14 protein-coding genes are annotated in these 15,828 nt (G+C 72.9%); 3 read left to right on the forward strand and 11 right to left on the reverse strand.

The window, feature by feature from the left end; all coding sequences use genetic code 11:
* Positions 1-146 precede the first annotated feature (146 nt).
* Positions 147-581, forward strand: coding sequence for a hemerythrin domain-containing protein (locus GXP71_RS11885; RefSeq protein WP_238402385.1), 435 nt, complete (start codon positions 147-149; stop codon positions 579-581).
* A 46-nt stretch (positions 582-627) separates the two neighbouring features.
* Here GXP71_RS11885 and GXP71_RS11890 read toward each other — a convergent pair whose 3' ends face one another.
* The 6 genes from GXP71_RS11890 to GXP71_RS11915 form a co-directional block, all read right to left on the reverse strand.
* Positions 628-1,119 (reverse strand): hypothetical protein, encoded by a 492-nt coding sequence (locus GXP71_RS11890; RefSeq protein WP_162352809.1) that lies wholly within the window; start codon positions 1,117-1,119, stop codon positions 628-630.
* Between the two features lie 53 nt (positions 1,120-1,172).
* Entirely contained in the window at positions 1,173-3,698 is a 2,526-nt protein-coding gene (locus GXP71_RS11895; RefSeq protein WP_162352810.1) for a hypothetical protein, read from the reverse strand.
* A 171-nt stretch (positions 3,699-3,869) separates the two neighbouring features.
* The gene (locus tag GXP71_RS11900) at positions 3,870-4,943 is read right to left on the reverse strand and encodes a LacI family DNA-binding transcriptional regulator (RefSeq protein ID WP_162352811.1); all 1,074 of its coding nucleotides are present in this window, start codon (positions 4,941-4,943) and stop codon (positions 3,870-3,872) included.
* Positions 4,944-5,183: 240 nt separating this feature from the next.
* Positions 5,184-5,282, reverse strand: coding sequence for a 30S ribosomal protein bS22 (locus GXP71_RS11905; RefSeq protein WP_003792170.1), 99 nt, complete (start codon positions 5,280-5,282; stop codon positions 5,184-5,186).
* A 175-nt stretch (positions 5,283-5,457) separates the two neighbouring features.
* The gene (locus GXP71_RS11910; protein WP_124343403.1) at positions 5,458-5,679 is read right to left on the reverse strand and encodes a helix-turn-helix domain-containing protein; all 222 of its coding nucleotides are present in this window, start codon (positions 5,677-5,679) and stop codon (positions 5,458-5,460) included.
* A gap of 203 nt (positions 5,680-5,882) precedes the next feature.
* A complete protein-coding gene (locus GXP71_RS11915; protein WP_162352812.1) occupies positions 5,883-7,085 on the reverse strand; it encodes an acetoin utilization protein AcuC in 1,203 nt (400 codons plus the stop codon).
* A gap of 177 nt (positions 7,086-7,262) precedes the next feature.
* Here GXP71_RS11915 and GXP71_RS11920 point away from each other — a divergent pair, with 177 nt between their 5' ends.
* Positions 7,263-8,639 (forward strand): TrkH family potassium uptake protein, encoded by a 1,377-nt coding sequence (locus tag GXP71_RS11920; RefSeq protein ID WP_162352813.1) that lies wholly within the window; start codon positions 7,263-7,265, stop codon positions 8,637-8,639.
* Positions 8,632-9,330 (forward strand): TrkA family potassium uptake protein, encoded by a 699-nt coding sequence (locus GXP71_RS11925; RefSeq protein ID WP_162352814.1) that lies wholly within the window; start codon positions 8,632-8,634, stop codon positions 9,328-9,330. Before GXP71_RS11920 ends, GXP71_RS11925 begins: the two co-directional genes overlap by 8 nt.
* 38 nt (positions 9,331-9,368) lie before the next feature.
* Here the strand turns inward: GXP71_RS11925 and GXP71_RS11930 are convergent, their stop codons facing one another.
* The 5 genes from GXP71_RS11930 to GXP71_RS11950 form a co-directional block, all read right to left on the reverse strand.
* Positions 9,369-10,940, reverse strand: coding sequence for a class I SAM-dependent methyltransferase (locus GXP71_RS11930; RefSeq protein WP_162352815.1), 1,572 nt, complete (start codon positions 10,938-10,940; stop codon positions 9,369-9,371).
* Positions 10,941-10,965: 25 nt separating this feature from the next.
* Complete coding sequence (locus GXP71_RS11935) at positions 10,966-11,904, reverse strand: fructosamine kinase family protein (RefSeq protein WP_162352816.1); 939 nt, start codon at positions 11,902-11,904, stop codon at positions 10,966-10,968.
* 142 nt (positions 11,905-12,046) lie between these two features.
* A complete protein-coding gene (gene yjfF / locus GXP71_RS11940; protein WP_162352817.1) occupies positions 12,047-13,075 on the reverse strand; it encodes a galactofuranose ABC transporter, permease protein YjfF in 1,029 nt (342 codons plus the stop codon).
* Complete coding sequence (locus GXP71_RS11945; RefSeq protein ID WP_162352818.1) at positions 13,075-14,112, reverse strand: ABC transporter permease; 1,038 nt, start codon at positions 14,110-14,112, stop codon at positions 13,075-13,077. Before GXP71_RS11945 ends, yjfF begins: the two co-directional genes overlap by 1 nt.
* Positions 14,109-15,743, reverse strand: coding sequence for a sugar ABC transporter ATP-binding protein (locus tag GXP71_RS11950; RefSeq protein WP_162352819.1), 1,635 nt, complete (start codon positions 15,741-15,743; stop codon positions 14,109-14,111). The genes GXP71_RS11945 and GXP71_RS11950 overlap by 4 nt, the downstream gene beginning before the upstream one ends.
* Positions 15,744-15,828 lie beyond the last annotated feature (85 nt).

Here is a 15,828-nt window from a genome sequence, read left to right on the forward strand (position 1 = left end):
GTCGGGCACGGCTAGGGTCGCCCGAGCGTCGCGTGCCGGTGACGGGCTGCGTCAGGCATGGAGGCGCCCGAGCGGGAGACACCGCCATCACGACACCCACCCCTGACACCGACCGCGCCCGCGCGCTCGCCGACGAGCTCCGCGAGGTGCACCGACGCCTGCGGGCCGCGCTCGACCTGGCGCTCGACGCCGGCGCTGACGCCGGCTCGGAGGACCCGCACGCCGATCCGGCACGTGACCCGCTGCTCTACTGCTGGGGCTTCTGCGCGGCGCTCGAGGGCCACCACCGCAGCGAGGACGACAGCCTCTTCCCGCTCCTGCTGCGCGCACACCCCGACCTGGCGCCGGTCGTCGGGCAGCTCCGCCAGGACCACCGCATGATCGACCACCTGCTCGGTTCCCTGCGCGAGGCGATCCGCTCGGGCGCCGACGCCGACGAGCGCGCGCGGCACCTGGAGGGCGTCGCCGCGATCATGGAGTCGCACTTCCGCTTCGAGGAACGCCGCGTCCTGCCGCTGCTCGACGCACTCGACCCGGACGGCGTCCCGGCCGCGGCGGACCTCTACGGCCCGCTCGCCTGACGACGGGACGTCGGTGACGTCGCCGCGGCCGCACCGGAGGCCGAGGTCAGTCGTCCGTGGCGCGCAGGAACCGCTCGTGGAAGGCGGCGGCGTCGAGCTCGAACCGACCGACCGTCGTCCCGCCGGCGTGCGCGAGGAACATCTCCACGGCCTCGAGGTAGGCGCGGTAGTGCTCGGTGGACGTCGTCTGCACGGCGAGCGACGTGACCGCCACCTCGGTCATCGCCGCGACGGCCGGGTTGTCGGCCCACCGCCCGGCCTTGACGTCGTCGAGCGTCCGCTCGAGCCGCGCGACCGACTCGAGGCCCGTGCCGTAGAGCCGTCGCTCCCGGAACGTGTAGACCTCGAGGACGCTGGGCGCGGAACCGGCCACCTTCGTCCGCAGCTCGAGGGTCGTCCAGCGCCCGTCGATCCCGTCGTAGTAGAAGTCGCCGTCGGAGTCGAAGTCCTCGCTCTCCCACACCGCCGGCCAGAAGGCCTCGGCCTCGGGGTGCGCGACGTCCGGCGCGACGACGACGAGCTCGGTGTAGAGCAGCATGCGCGGCCTCCTTCGGGCGCCCCGACGGCCGGCGTCGTGGCGTGCTCGGCCCCCTAGTGGAGCTCGAGGTCGATCTTGCCCCAGACGGGGATGTGCGGGACCTGGGCGGCGTCGATGTTGCGGATGCCGAGGTCGTGCTTGAACCGCGCCTTGTAGAGCCGCATGAGCTCCTCGCGCTGCGAGTTCGACAGCGTCGTCGCGCTCACGATCGTGATGTCGAAGTCGCGGTCGGCGAAGTCGTCGATCTTCTTGCCGAACCCTGCCTTCTTGCCGGGGTTGAACGTCGCTCCCGTGATCCGCGAGCCCGTCGCGAAGCCGGTCGCGTCGGTCACGCCCTTCGACACGAGCCACTCGCGGATGAGCCGCTGCGCCTCCGCGAACTCGTCGGGCGTCATGCCGTGCGGCACTGTCGGCACCTGGATGCGCGACGCGGCGAGGCGCGCGATCTCGCCCTCCTTGAGCGTGGGGTTGGCGGCCCGCAGCTCGGCGACGAGCTCGACGTTGTGCTTCTGCGACGCGACCTGCGACTCGACCGCCGCGATCGCCGCCTGGCGCTTGGCGGCGTCGGTGATCGTGCCGACCTTCGCGAGCTGCGCCTCGAACGACGCGAGCTCCTCGGGCGTGAACCGGGCCCGCAGCGACGCGACCTCCGTCTCCAGGACGGCCGCGTCGGCGTCCCGGAAGAGCTTCGCCGCCTCGTCGTCGATCGTGGTCAGCGACTCCTTCGGCAGGCCGCTCGCCGCACCCTTGAACGCGTCGTAGGACCGGCGCAGCGCCCGGAACGTGTCGGGCAGGCGGACCACCAGCTTGGCGATGCCGTAGGCCGCGATGAGCGTCTGCGTGACGTCCCACGCCTTGAGGAACTCCTTGCCCTCGGGCGTCTTCGCGATGTCGGAGCGGAACGAGTTGATGACGAGCGCGGCGGCGGCCATCGTCGTGTCGAGGACGGCGATGACCTTCGCGAGCCGCGACGCCTTGGTCAGCAGGCCCGCACCGCCGGCGAACAGCAGCCCGACGTCGACGGCAAGGTGCAGCTCGCGGCTGAACTGCTCGTTCTTGAACGAGATGAGCGACGCCGCGGGCATGTAGATCGTCTCGCCCTCGGTCGCGTTCGCGAACTCCTCGTCGAGGAAGAAGTGCACGCCGATGATCTCGTCGGGCTCGAGGACCTGGTCGGCCGTCTTCATGCCGAAGGGCCCCGCGTTGATCCAGTACGCGACCCGGACCTTGCCGTCGTCGGTGTACTCGACGGTCTCGTAGTAGAACCGCTTGTTGTAGGTGGCCTTGATGATCCCGGGGTCGGCCCAGGGGAAGATCTTCGCCGCCTGCATCCGACGCAGCGCCTCCTCGGGGTCCGTGGAGGCGAAGACGATCGAGCGGAGCACGGCGTAGAACTGCTTGTTCTCGGCGCCGTCGAGCACGCTCTCGAGCTTCTTCAGCAGGCTCGACTCGTGCGCGCGGAGCTCGGCGCCGAGCGCCTTGACGTCCGAGGCGGGCGTCGACGTCAGGAGCCGCAGGATGGACTGCTCGTCCTCGTCGCCCACCACGAACCCGTCGGCGACCTGCCGGATCAGCGTCATGCGGTCCGCGAGCGACAGGTAGAACAGCGTGCGCGCCGGCATCGCCGCGACGCGCGAGTCGACGTCCCACGCACCCTCACCGCTCGCCTCGAGGACGTCCGCGATGGCGCCCGGGGCCGCAGCCTTCGCGGCCACGAACTCGTCCACGGCGGTCTCGAGCGCCTCGAGCGAGGGCGCCTTGCCGCCGCCCTGCGACAGGTAGTTCTCGACGTCGGCGTCGGACAGCCTCTGGATCTTGCCCGCGACGCGGGCGAGCCGGGCGTACTGGGCCGGCGTGACGACCACGCCGTCCGCGGTCGTCTTGATGACGAGGCCCACCTTCGGCGGCAGGTTCGCCGCGAACTGGCGCTGCGCGAGGACCTCGCTCTGGATCTGCAGCCACAGCTCGCGGCGCCCGGTCTCGTCCTCCTGGATCTTCGTCCCCGGCGGCGTGTCCGTGACCTCGTGGTAGCGGCGGTCGATCTCGTCGAGGAGCGCCTGCTTCTCGGCACCGGGCGGCATCCTCGCGAACGCCTCCGCGCGGTCCGAGGTGCCGGCGATCGCCCCGTCCGCGTCGACGGCGAGCCCGAGGTCCTCGGCGGTCGCGCGCGAGCGTCCGGCGCGCAGCGTGCTGGGGCGCACGAGCACGCGGACCGGGCTCTCGGACGCGTCGTAGTGCTCCTTGACGTTCAGCCACCGCGTGCCGGTGAGGCCGAGCTGCGCGTTCGTCGTCGCGACGAACTGCTCACGGGTCTGCGGGGTCGAGAAGTGGATCGCGACCGGGACCCGGTCCTTGCCCTCGCGCTGGACGACGGGGCTCGGCGCACCGGACAGGAGCCGCGCGACGACGCGGTTGCCCGCGAGCCGCTGCCACGACTGCAGGTCCCGCACGTCGGGCGCGGGGACCTCCGCCGGGAGCCTCGCCGACGCTGCCGCCGCCCGGGGCCCGGTGGCACGCTCCGGCCGGCGCGGCTGCCCGCCCTCGGCAGCAGCGGGTGCGGTGCGGCGCGGACCTGGCATGACGACTCCACCCCCGGACGGCGGACCCTCCAGGGTGCAGCGGGTCGACGTCGACGCGGAACGGCGCCACGGGGTGCCCGAGGGACAGCGTCGCGTGCCCGATCGGGCAGGCGGTGACGGCCGTGGACGCGACCGTCCGTCGGCGGGTCGCGAGCGACCCGCCAGGATGCGTCAGCGGGTGACGGCTGCCGTGCCGACCGGCGGGGTCGCGGGGGCCGCGTCGCCGAGCGTCGACTCACGGCCGACGATCGTGAAGTCCGCGATCACGCGCTCGTACGGGCGGTCCGAGTCGGGGTCGTCGATGCGCGCGAGCAGCAGGTCCACGGCGGTCCGCGCGATCTGCTCGCGGCCCGGGGAGACGGTCGACAGCGTGGGCGACGAGTACGCCGTCTCCTCGATGTCGTCCCAGCCGATGACCGCGATCCGACCGGGCACGTCGACGCGGCGGGCGTGCAGCGCGTGCAGCGCGCCGAGCGCGAGCGCGTCGTTGAGCCCGAAGACGGCGTCGAGCTCGACACCCGAGTCGAGCAGGCGGTGCATGGCCTCGGCCCCGGTCGCGCGGTGCCACAGCCCCGCCTCGCCGATGAGCGCGGGGTCGACGCCCAGCCCTGCGTCCTCGAGCGCCTCCCGGTAGCCCTGCATGCGCAGCGCGGCGGAGCCGACGGTCTCGCCCTCGTGCGCGCCGATGACCGCGATGCGGCGGCGGCCCTGGTCGAGCAGGTGCCGGACGGCGGCCTTGGCGCCGTCGACGTTGCTCATCGTCACGTGGTCGGCGGGGCCGCCGAAGATGCGCTCGCCGAGCAGGACCATCGGGTAGTCGACGTCGAGCGCGTCGACGTCCTGCGGGCCGAGCTCGAGCGGGGAGAAGATCAGCCCGTCGGTGAGGTGCCGGCGCTGCCCGGTGAGGACCTCGAGCTCGCGCGCGCGCACCGACCCGGTCTGCTCGATGAGGACGGTGAGCCCGCGGGCCTCGGCGGCGCGGATGACGGAGTCGGCGAGCTCGGCGAAGTACGGCAGGGAGAGCTCGGGCACGGCGAGCCCGACGAGGCCCGTACGACCGCGGCGCAGGTTCCGGGCCGTGAGGTTGACCTGGTAGCCGAGGTCCGCGATCGCGGTCTCGACCTTCTCCTTGGTCGCGGGGCGGATGTACTGGTAGCCGTTGAGCACGTTCGAGACGGTCTTGATCGACACGCCCGCCCGCGCTGCGACGTCGTGCATCGTCACCGCACCCGTGCGTCTGCTCATGCGTGCCTCCCGTGCACCCCTCGCTCCCCGACCTCGCCTCACCGATAGTGGCAGAGCGACGCGCGGTGTCACCTGCGACACCTGCGCGAGCGCAATCGTACATCGTTGTACGAACGCGGGAGGGCAGGTCAGGGCCGGTCGGGGAAACACGTCGGGCCCGGCACGTGCCGGGCCCGAGGATGTCCGGCCGTCAGGCCGGTCGCGCCGACGACGTCCGGGAGGGACGACGCCGACGGAGGGTCACTTCTTGTTGCGACGCTGGTGACGCGTCTTGCGCAGCAGCTTGCGGTGCTTCTTCTTGGCCATCCGCTTGCGGCGCTTCTTGATGACGGAGCCCATGGGTCCTCAACTCGCTTCCGGGTGTGGGCCCGGCACGGGCCCTGCTGGTGGTCGATCGACGCGCGGTGCCGTCCATCGGCCAGAGGCCGCGAGCCCACGCACGGGAAAGTCCGAGGCACCACCTTACGCGATCGACGGCCCTCGCCGCGACGCGCCGTCCCCCGGGCGCCCGACGTCAGGACGAGAGGCGCCCGTGGTCCTGCTGCTCGGGCTCCACGCGCGCCGTGCGCAGGTAGTGGTCGAGCGCGTCCTGCGGGACCCGGAAGGAGCGGCCGACGCGGACCGCCGGGAGCTCGCCCGAGTGCAGCAGGCGGTACACGGTCATCTTGGAGACGCGCATGACATCGGCGACCTCGACCACCGTGAGGAATCGCGTGCGGCCCGGCTGGTCGCTCATCGGCTCGGCTCTCTCGTCCTGCTCGGCGACGCGCCGGGCTCTCGCGCTTCCCCCCTCGGGTGCCGGACCACGATAGTGCCGCCTGGGACTGGTGTGAAAGAGGAGACGCCTGGGACTCCCCCGTCCGGTCTCCACCCGGTCGGCGCAGCGTCGACGCACGCCGGCTCGCACCCGCCGCGGCGTCGGCTCGCGGGAGCGTCAGCTCAGTCGAGGTCCGGGTCGAGGCCCCAGCACGGGAAGACGGCGGCGCGCGTCGCGCGGATCGCGCGGTCCACGTCGTCGGCCGGGTCGTAGCCTCCCGACCACGGGCGCAGGCGCACGGGACGACCGTCGGTCATCCGCTCGGGGCCGAGTCGGCCGTAGCGGTCACGGACCAGCTCGCGCCACGCCGTCGGGACCTCGGTCCCCGGCTCGACCGGCCGGTGCGCCGCGATGCCGAGCAGGTGCGACCACGACCGCGGCACCACGTCGAGCACCGCGTACCCGCCGCCGCCCAGCGCGACCCACCGGCCGCCCGCGACCTCGTGCGCGAGGTCGTGCAGCAGCTCGGCGGCGGCACGCTGCCCGTCGACCGAGACCCGCAGGTGCGTGAGCGGGTCCATCAGGTGCGAGTCGCAGCCGTGCTGCGTCACGAGCACGTCGGGGCGGAACTCGCGCACCGCCGCGGGCACGATCGCGTCGATCGCGCGCAGCCACCCCGTGTCGCCGGTCCCCGCGGGCAGCGCGACGTTGACGACCGACCCCATCGCGTCCGCGCCGCCGATCTCGCGCGCGAAGCCCGTGCCCGGGAACAGGCCCGCGCCGCTCTCGTGCACCGAGATGGTCAGCACCCGCGGGTCGTCCCAGAAGACCGTCTGGACGCCGTCGCCGTGGTGCGCGTCGACGTCCACGTACGCGACGCGCGTCGCGCCCGCCGCGAGCAGCGACCGGATCGCGACGGCCGCGTCGTTGTAGACGCAGAACCCCGACGCCGCGCCCGGCATCGCGTGGTGCAGGCCGCCCGTCACGTTCACGGCGTGCTCAGCACGCCCCTCCCACACCGCGAGCGCCGACTCGACCGTGCCCGTCACGACGCGTGCCGCGGCCTCGTGCATGCGGGGGAACACCGGGTCGTCCGTCGTGCCCAGGCCGCGCACCGGGTCCCGGGTCCCGTGCTCGGACGCCGCCTTGACCGCGGCGACGTACTCGGGTTCGTGGACCGTGAGGAGGAGCGCGTCGTCGGCCGCCGGTGCGTCGACGAGGTCGACCTCGGGCCCGTCGAGCAGGTGCAGCTCCTCGGCCAGGCGGATCGTCAGCTCGACGCGCTCCGAGGTCATCGGGTGCCCGTGGCCGAAGTCGTAGGCGAGCATGTCGGCGGACCACACCACCCGGGCCTGGACGGGTGGGTGCAGCCCCCGCGACGTCATGCGGACACCGTCGCACCCGCCGCCCGTCCGTGTCGATCCGACCCGCCCGTCGCGGGCGCGGAGCAGGTCCCGCCGGGCGACACCCGCGGCGCGCGCGGGCACGTGTCGAGCAGGGCCGTCCGGCGTGCCAGCATGGGCCCGTCCGGCGGGCGCCGGTGAGCACGAGGCGGAGGTTCGATGGCGCGGGGCGGGCCGGGCATGAGGTGGCACGTGCGCGAGCTCGTCGACCGTGCCGCCCGCCAGTCGCCCGCACGGCTCGCGCTCGGCGTGTTCGGGTCGGTCATCGCCCTCATCACCACGCTCCTCCTCGCGCCGTGGGCCACCACGTCGGGCGAGCAGGCGCCGTTCGCCGACGCGCTCTTCACGGCGACGTCCGCGACCACGGTCACCGGGCTCGTCACCGTGCCGACCGGCGAGTACTGGTCCACGTGGGGGCTCGTCGTCATCCTCGTCGCGATCAAGATCGGCGGCCTGGGCGTCATGACGCTCGCGTCGCTCCTCGGCCTCGCGGTGAGCCGGCGCCTCGGCCTCACGCAGCGGCTGCTGGTGTCGTCGGAGACGAAGTTCACGCGGCTCGGCGAGGTCGGCTCGCTGGTCAACACGGTCATCATCACGTCGACCGCGTTCGAGGTCGCGATCGCCCTGGTCCTGCTGCCGCGCTTCCACATGTACGACGAGTCGTGGGGCGAGGCCGCCTGGCACGCGATCTTCTACGGCGTCTCCTCGTTCAACAACGCCGGGTTCGTGCCGACGCCCGACGGGCTGTTCCCCTACGCGTCCGACTGGTGGGTCCTGCTGCCGATCATCGTCGGCGTGTTCGTCGGCTCGCTCGGCTTCCCCGTCATCCTCAACATCGCCGGCAGCCTGCGCCGCCCCCGGCGCTGGAACCTGCACTCGAAGCTCACGCTGACCACGAGCGTCGCGCTCGTGGTGTTCGGGTCGATCATCGTCGCCGCGTTCGAGTGGACCAACCCGGAGACGTTCGGCGGGCTCGACCCCAGCGCGACCGTCCTCGCGTCGCTGTTCGCGGGTGTCATGCCACGCTCGGGCGGCTTCACGACGTTCGACATCGCCGAGATGCACGAGGGCACGTGGCTGCTCATGGACGCGCTCATGTTCGTCGGCGGCGGCTCCGCGTCGACCGCGGGCGGCATCAAGGTCACGACGCTCGCCGTCATGCTGCTCGCGATCGTCGCCGAGGCGCGCGGCGACCGCGACGTCGAGGCCTACGGACGGCGCATCCCGCGCGAGGCCCTGCAGGTCGCGATCGCGGTGTCGTTCATCTCCGCGACGTTCGTGCTCGTGGCGTCGCTCCTGCTGCTCGCCATCACCGGCGAGGCGCTCGACGTCATCCTCTTCGAGACCATCTCGGCGTTCGCCACGTGCGGCCTGTCCACCGGCATCACGATGGACCTGCCCGACGCCGGGAAGTACGTGCTCACCGTGCTCATGTTCATCGGCCGGACCGGCACGATGACGCTTGCGGCCGCGCTCGCGCTGCGCAACCGTCGTCGGGTCATCCGGCTGCCGGAAGAGAGGCCCATCATTGGCTGACACCTCGCGGGACACCGCCCGCACCTCCGGGCGCGGGTCCAAGAAGGACGCCGGCGTCCTCGTCATCGGGCTCGGCCGGTTCGGGTCCGCGATCGCCGCGACCCTGGACCGGCTGGGCCAGGACGTGCTCGCCGTCGAGCGGGACCCCGACCTCGTCGTCCAGTGGGCCGGGCGCGTGCCGCTCGTCGAGGCCGACGCGACCAACCCCGAGGCGCTCGAGCAGCTCGGCGCGCGCGACTTCCCCGTCGCCGTCGTCGGCGTCGGGTCCTACATCGAGGCGTCCGTGCTCATCGCCGGGAACCTCGTCGACATGGGGATCCCGCAGATCTGGGCCAAGGCCATCTCCGCGGAGCACGCGCGCATCCTGCAGCGCATCGGCGCGCACCACGTGATCCTGCCGGAGGCCGACGCCGGGTCGCGCGTCGCCCACCTGGTGTCCGGCAAGCTGCTCGACTACATCGAGGTCGAGGACGGGTTCACCGTCGTGAAGATGCGGCCGCCGAAGGAGACGCAGGGCTTCACGCTCGCGCAGTCCAACATCCGCGAGCGCTACGGCGTCACCGTCATCGGCGTGAAGAGCCCGGGCATCGACTTCGTCTACGCGACGCCCGAGACCCGCATCTCGCAGAACGACATCATCATCGTCTCGGGCCACGCCGAGCTGCTGGAGCGCTTCGCCGCCCGCCCCTGACGCGAGGGCGTGGGAGGCCGCGGCCGGGCGGTCCGGGGTCAGCGGGGCCGGCGCGCCACCATCAGCAGGTGCGTGGCGGGCCACGCGACCGGGTCGCCGGTGGCCGGGTCGCGGAGCGCGGCGCCGACCGAGAGGCGGTTCTCGACGAGCCAGTCGTTGGTCCACGGGGCCGAGCCGACGGCGACCTCGAACCCGACCGACGTGAGCAGGTCCACCCAGTCGGCCCACGTCATGTCGCAGAACCGCTCGTGGCACTCCGACAGCCACGAGTCGACGTAGTCACGCGTCGTCAGGAACTCCATCGCGCCGCGCAGCGGCAGCGTGACGGTCGCGGTCGCGGCGTCGGCGACCAGGGCCTTCACCGCGAGGTCGGCGCCCGAGAGCGCCGGGAAGTCGCGCGCGAACTGCACGAACCGCTCGGCGGGCGTGAGGGCGTCGACGTGGTCGTGCACCGCGGCGCGGTCGCGCCCGGACAGGTCGGCCGCGACCGCGTGGTCGGGGCGCACGGGGCCGTCGAGGACCAGGTCGACGAGGCGGTCGCCGTCGTCGGGGCCGAGGACGTCGCTGTTGATCCACACGCCGCCCGGGGCGGTGTGGCGGAAGATCCGCTCGGCCAGCAGGCGCAGGTCCGCGACGCCGTTGCCGTAGGACGAGATCTCGTGCGTGAGCGCCACGGTGATCGTGGTGCTGACCGACGACTCGGGGAAGACCGACGACCGCAGCAGGTTGCGCTGCGCGAAGAACACGTTGGGGTTCGCGAAGACCCCCTGCGCCTTGCGGTGCTCGGCCTCGGCGACGAGGTGCCGGGACACGTCGACGCCGTACAGGTCGGACTCGACGAGCCGCGGGTCACGGGAGGCGCGCTCCAGCAGGCCGCCTGCCGCGCACCCCAGGTCGACGACGGTGCCCGGCACGACGTGCGGCGCGACCTGCGCCCACTTGCGGTCCGACGCGTCGTCGAAGGCCGCGGTGTAGGTGCGGTAGTCGCGCGTCTCGGTGAGGTCGCCCTCCGAGCCGACCGTCGGGTCGGTGTGGATGAGCCGGATCTGCTCGGCGAGCCGGTAGCGGTCGTAGAACGCGACCGTCTGCGGGTGCGCGAGGTCCCGCCAGGTCGGGTCGTCGGCGACGACGCGCTCGAGCACGTCCCACGGCCGCGGCGGCGCGGGCGTGACGGCGGCCTCGACCGGCGCGACGCGGAACCCGGCGGCGGCGTACAGCGCCGCGACCTCGGGCGTCGAGCACGCGACGACGGTGTTCTCCGGCGTCGGGCGGCGGCCGGTCGTCAGCTCGACCGACGCGAGCACGGTGCTCGCGAAGCGGGCCGACGGCGGCACGTCGGCGACCGGGGCGACGACCGACGGCAGGTCCGCGGCGACGCTCACGCGCTCGACGAGCGACTCCCGGCGGTGCGCGGGCAGCGGGTTGCGGCGCGTGCCGGTGTGCGTCGCGGACGTGACCGCCCACACGACCTCAGCCCCGGGTGCGACCTCGATCGGGCGGCCCGCGTCGTCGACCTCGTGGCCGTCGAGCAGGGAGCGCAGGTAGTCGACCTGGAACGCGGTGACGAGGTGGTGGCGTCCCGGGAAGAGGACGTACGAGACCGGGGGCATGGTTCTCCGGGGTGGTGCGTGCGGGTCAGGGGGCGGCGGGCGCGACGGGCGCCGCGGCGTCGGACGGTGCGGGGGCGACGCGGGACGGCAGGCGGCGGCGGTACGGCGCGAGGAGCGCGCGCACCCGCTCGGCGGCGCCCCAGTCGTGGTCGAACATCGCGACGAGCGCGAGCTCCTGCCGCAGGAACAGCAGCGGCATCCGGTCCTTCCAGCCCGCGTCGAGGCCGACGACCTCGGCGTAGACGTCGAAGAACCGGTCCGACTCGGGCGGCCGCGGCTCGCTCCACAGCATCGCGACGTCGACCTCCGCCCACGTCATCGAGACCGCCGGGTCGATCAGCGCCGGCGCGCCGTCCGGCGTCGCGATGACGTTGGACGACCAGAGGTCGCCGTGCGTGAGGCACGGCGGCGCGGGCGGCAGCAGCTCGGTGAGCCGGTCGCAGAGGTGCTCGAGCGCGCGGCGGTCCTGCTCGTCGAAGGCGGCCTGGACGCGCGGCTCGGGCAGCCAGCGCAGGAGGCGCCGGCGGGCGAAGAACTCGAACCCGTCGTCGTCCCACGTGTTGTCCTGCCGCATGCGGCCCAGGTAGTTGTCGCGGTGCCAGCCGAACCGGGTGCCGGTCGTCGACGTGTGCAGGTGCGCGACCGCGTGCGCGAGCGCCTCCCAGAGGGCCGGGGTGTCGACGCGCGGTACGAGGGCCTCGAGGACGAGCAGGTCCGGGCCGACGTGCAGCACGTCGGGGGTCCGCAGGCCGCCGCGCTCGCGCAGGACGTGCAGGCCTTCCGCCTCGGCGTCGAACATGCCGTCCGCGCCCGTCTCCAGCGTCTTGGCGAAAACCGGCATGCCCGACCGTCGCTGCGCGAGCCCGGCGACGGCGATGAGGCCGCCGTCGAGCGGGGTGACGTCGGTGACGTCGTCGACGCCCGCTGCCGCGAGGCGCTGGGCGATGAGGTCGGTCCCGGACATGGTGGCGAGGGTAGCGACCGGCGGCGACACCCCGGGACCTGCGTCTCACGCGGGCGGCCGGCCGCGGACCCGAGGACGGGTGACGGGCACGGCGCGGCCCGGCCCGCGGCGGTGCGTCTCGCCGCGGACCGGGCCCGGTCGGTCAGGTCCGGCGCAGCGCGAGCAGGCGCTGGAGGACGACGAAGACGAGCAGGAGCCCGCCGATGACGATCTTGGTCCACCACGACGAGAGCGTGCCCTCGAAGGTGATGGCCGTCTGGATCAGACCGAGCACGAGCACACCGAGCACCGACCCGAGCACGAAGCCCGACCCGCCCGTGAGCAGCGTGCCGCCGATGACGACGGCCGCGATCGCGTCGAGCTCCATGCCCACGCCCGTGAGCGCGTAGCCGGACCGGGAGAAGATCGCGAACAGCAGACCGCCGAGGCCGGCGCACGTCCCGCTGATGACGTAGACGAGCACCTTGGTCCGCGCCACGGGCAGGCCCATGAGGCGCGCCGACTGCTCGCCGCCACCGATCGCGTACACCGTGCGACCGAACCGCGTGTAGTGCAGCACCACGAACGCCACGGCCACGACGACCAGGGCGATGAGCCCCGACGGGGTGAGGACGAAGCCGTCCTCCGGCCCCCAGCGCGTCCGCGCCAGCGCCACGATCGTCGGGTCCGCGATCGGGATGGACTCCGGCGCGACGAGGTAGCACAGGCCGCGCGCGAGGAACATCGCGGCGAGCGTCGCGATGAACGGTTGGATCTCGAACACGTGCACCATCACGCCGACGGCGAGGCCGATGAGCGTGCCCGTGAGGATCGCCGCGGGGATCGCCACGGTGGCGGGCCACCCGTGCGTGAGCATCCAGGCGGAGACGATGCTCGACAGCGCGACGACCGCGCCGACCGACAGGTCGATGCCGCCCGTGAGGATCACGAACGTCATGCCGACCGCGAGGACCACGAGGAACGAGTTGTTGATGAGCAGGTTCGCCATGACCCGCCCGGTGAGGAAGTTGTCGTAGCGCGAGCCGGCCACCACGAGCATGACGACGAGCACGACGACGGTCCCGAGGACGGGCAGATAGCGGTCGTCGAGGCGCCAGCGCCTCGTCGGCGCGGCCGCGTCGGCGGCCGGGGTGCGGCCGCGCAGGCGGCGGGTGAGCTGGTCGGTGGACATCAGGCCGGCACCTCCACCGGGACGGGGGCCGTACGACGTCGTCGGGCACGCATCCTGTGCTGCACGACCGGGGACTGCAGCAGGCAGACCGCGATGACGACGAGGGCCTTGAACAGCGACACCGCGTTGGCCGGGATGCCGAGGATGGTGATCGACAGGGTGAGCGTCGTGATGACGAGCGTCCCGACGAGCGTGCCCGTGAGCGAGAACTTCCCGCCCGCGAGCGACGTACCGCCGATGACCACCGCGAGGATCGCGTCGAGCTCGATGAAGAGCCCGATGTTGTTCGCGTCGGCGGCCATGGTGTCGGCGGAGCGGATGAACCCCGCGAGGCACGCGAACAGCGCGCACACGACGTAGACGGTCCAGATGATCGTGCGGGCGCGGACGCCCGCGAGGCGGCTCGCGGAGGGGTTGATGCCGACCGACTCGATGAGCACGCCGAGCGCGGTGCGCCGGGTGACCAGGGCGGTCGCCGCGAAGACGACGCCCGCGATGATCGCCGCGACGGGCAGCGACAGCCAGTACCCCGACGCGAGCGTCTTGTACGGCTGGCTCGTGACGGTCGTGATGTTGCCGCCGGTGATGAGCATCGCGATGCCACGCCCCGCGGTCATGAGCACCAGCGTCGCGATGATCGGCTGGATCCCGACCACGGCCACGAGGAACCCGTTGAACAGGCCGATGAGCAGTGCGATCAGCAGGGCCGTGCCGATCGCGGCGGCGACCGTGGCGAGCGAGCCGGGATCGGGCGACGCGGCGATCTGCGTGAGCGCGACGGCTCCCGCGATCGCCATGACCGCACCCACCGACAGGTCGATCCCGCGCGTCGCGATGACGAGCGTCATGCCCAGGGCCACGAGCAGCAGGACGCTGCTGCGCCGCAGGATGTCGACCGGCCCGCCGAAGAGGTGCCCGTCACGCACGGTGATGTCGAGGAACGTCGGCGACTTGAGCGTGCTCGCGACGACGAGCACGACGAGCGCGACGATCGGCCAGAACAGGCGGTGCCGCACGACGGACTGCACGACGTTCATGCCCGGTCCTCCTTCCCGAAGAGCTGGACGTCCTGGACCTCGTCGGAGGGCGGCGGGCCGGACGGTTCGTCCGCCGTCCCCGCGCTGGCGATGAGGTCGACGACGTCGTCCGTCGTCACGTCGTCGGTGTTGACGAGCTCGGCGACCTTGCGCCGGTCCCGCAGCACGGCGATCCGGTGCGAGAGGCGCAGCACCTCCTCGAGCTCGGCGGAGATGAAGACGACCGCCATGCCCTGCGACGCGAGGTCGGCGACGAGCCGCTGGATCTCGGCCTTCGCGCCGACGTCGATGCCACGCGTCGGCTCGTCCAGCAGCAGCAGCCTGGGCTGCGTCGCGAGCCACCGGGCCAGCAGCACCTTCTGCTGGTTGCCGCCGGACAGGTTGCCCGCGAGCGCGTCGGGGTTGGCGGGCCGGATGCCGAGCGCCTCGACGTACCGGTCGACGACCTCGTCGGCCTTCTTCTTCGGCACGCGCCGCACCCAGCCGCGCTGGGCCTGGATGCCGAGGACGATGTTCTCCCGCACCGTGAGGTCCGCGATGATCCCCTCGGTCTTGCGGCTCTCCGACGAGTACACGATCTTGCGCGCGAGCGCGGCGCGCGGCGTGCGCAGGCGCGCGGGGCGGTCCTCGACGCGCAGCTCGCCGCGGTCGGCGTGGTCCGCGCCGTAGAGCAGGCGCGCGAGCTCCGTGCGGCCGGACCCGAGCAGGCCCGCGAGGCCGACGACCTCGCCCGCGTACACGTCGAGGTCGAACGGCTCGATCGAGCCCTTGCGGCCCAGGCCGATCGCCTGCAGGTACGGGCGGGTGTCCGCACGCGCGGCGACCACGGGCTTCGGGGCCTCCTCGAGGCGTTCCAGCACCTCGAGCGACCGGCCGATCATCTTCTGCACGAGCTCGACCCGGGGCAGGTCGGCCGTGCGGTACTCCCCGACGAGCGTGCCGTTGCGCAGGACCGTCATGCGGTCGGACAGCGCGTACACCTGCTCGAGGAAGTGGGAGACGAACAGGATCGCGACGCCGCGGTCGCGCAGCGCGCGCACGACGTCGAACAGCCGCGCGACCTCGTCGGCGTCGAGGCTCGACGTCGGCTCGTCGAGGATCAGCACGCGCGCGTCGACGACCATCGCGCGCGAGATCGCGACGAGCTGCTGCACCGCGAGGCTGTGCGACGACAGCTGCGAGCGCGGGTCGAGGTCGAGGTTGAGCGTCGCGAGGTGCTTGCGGGCCTCGCGCCGGGTCGCGGGCCAGTCGACGACGCCGAACCGGCGGACCTCGTGGCCGAGCATGATGTTCTCCGCGACCGAGAGGTTCTCGCAGAGGTTGACCTCCTGGTACACGGTGCTGATGCCCGCGGCCTGGGCCTGCGCGGGACCGGTGAACGTCACGGGGGTCTCGTCGACGAGGACCGTGCCCGCGTCGACCTGGTAGACGCCGGTCAGCGCCTTGATGAGCGTGGACTTGCCCGCGCCGTTCTCGCCCATGAGGGCGTGCACCTCGCCGGGGAACAGCCGGAAGTCCACGCCGTCGAGCGCCTTGACGCCCGGGAACCCGATGGAGATCCCTGTCATCGTCACGACCGGGCGGGGCGCGTCGAGCGTCGCCGCCGCGGTCGCCGTCTGGGTGTCGGTCATCGTCGACCTCTCTACCTGCCGGTACGTCTTCACCGTACCGGCGTGCGGCACCCGCTCCCGGGGCACGGGCAGGGCCGTGTCCCGG

The sequence above is a fragment of the Cellulomonas sp. H30R-01 genome, assembly GCF_010119915.1.
Classification (GTDB): Bacteria; Actinomycetota; Actinomycetes; order Actinomycetales; family Cellulomonadaceae; genus Cellulomonas; species Cellulomonas algicola.

Bases quoted from the DNA above. Each gene is read 5' to 3' on its own strand.
- GXP71_RS11890 (WP_162352809.1), bottom strand. From the start codon at position 1,119: ATGCTGCTCTACACCGAGCTCGTCGTCGTCGCGCCGGACGTCGCGCAC.
- GXP71_RS11895 (WP_162352810.1), bottom strand. From the start codon at position 3,698: ATGCCAGGTCCGCGCCGCACCGCACCCGCTGCTGCCGAGGGCGGGCAG.
- GXP71_RS11900 (WP_162352811.1), bottom strand. From the start codon at position 4,943: ATGAGCAGACGCACGGGTGCGGTGACGATGCACGACGTCGCAGCGCGG.
- GXP71_RS11905 (WP_003792170.1), bottom strand. From the start codon at position 5,282: ATGGGCTCCGTCATCAAGAAGCGCCGCAAGCGGATGGCCAAGAAGAAG.
- GXP71_RS11910 (WP_124343403.1), bottom strand. From the start codon at position 5,679: ATGAGCGACCAGCCGGGCCGCACGCGATTCCTCACGGTGGTCGAGGTC.
- GXP71_RS11915 (WP_162352812.1), bottom strand. From the start codon at position 7,085: ATGACGTCGCGGGGGCTGCACCCACCCGTCCAGGCCCGGGTGGTGTGG.
- GXP71_RS11920 (WP_162352813.1), top strand. From the start codon at position 7,263: ATGGCGCGGGGCGGGCCGGGCATGAGGTGGCACGTGCGCGAGCTCGTC.
- GXP71_RS11930 (WP_162352815.1), bottom strand. From the start codon at position 10,940: ATGCCCCCGGTCTCGTACGTCCTCTTCCCGGGACGCCACCACCTCGTC.
- GXP71_RS11935 (WP_162352816.1), bottom strand. From the start codon at position 11,904: ATGTCCGGGACCGACCTCATCGCCCAGCGCCTCGCGGCAGCGGGCGTC.
- yjfF (WP_162352817.1), bottom strand. From the start codon at position 13,075: ATGTCCACCGACCAGCTCACCCGCCGCCTGCGCGGCCGCACCCCGGCC.
- GXP71_RS11945 (WP_162352818.1), bottom strand. From the start codon at position 14,112: ATGAACGTCGTGCAGTCCGTCGTGCGGCACCGCCTGTTCTGGCCGATC.
- GXP71_RS11950 (WP_162352819.1), bottom strand. From the start codon at position 15,743: ATGACCGACACCCAGACGGCGACCGCGGCGGCGACGCTCGACGCGCCC.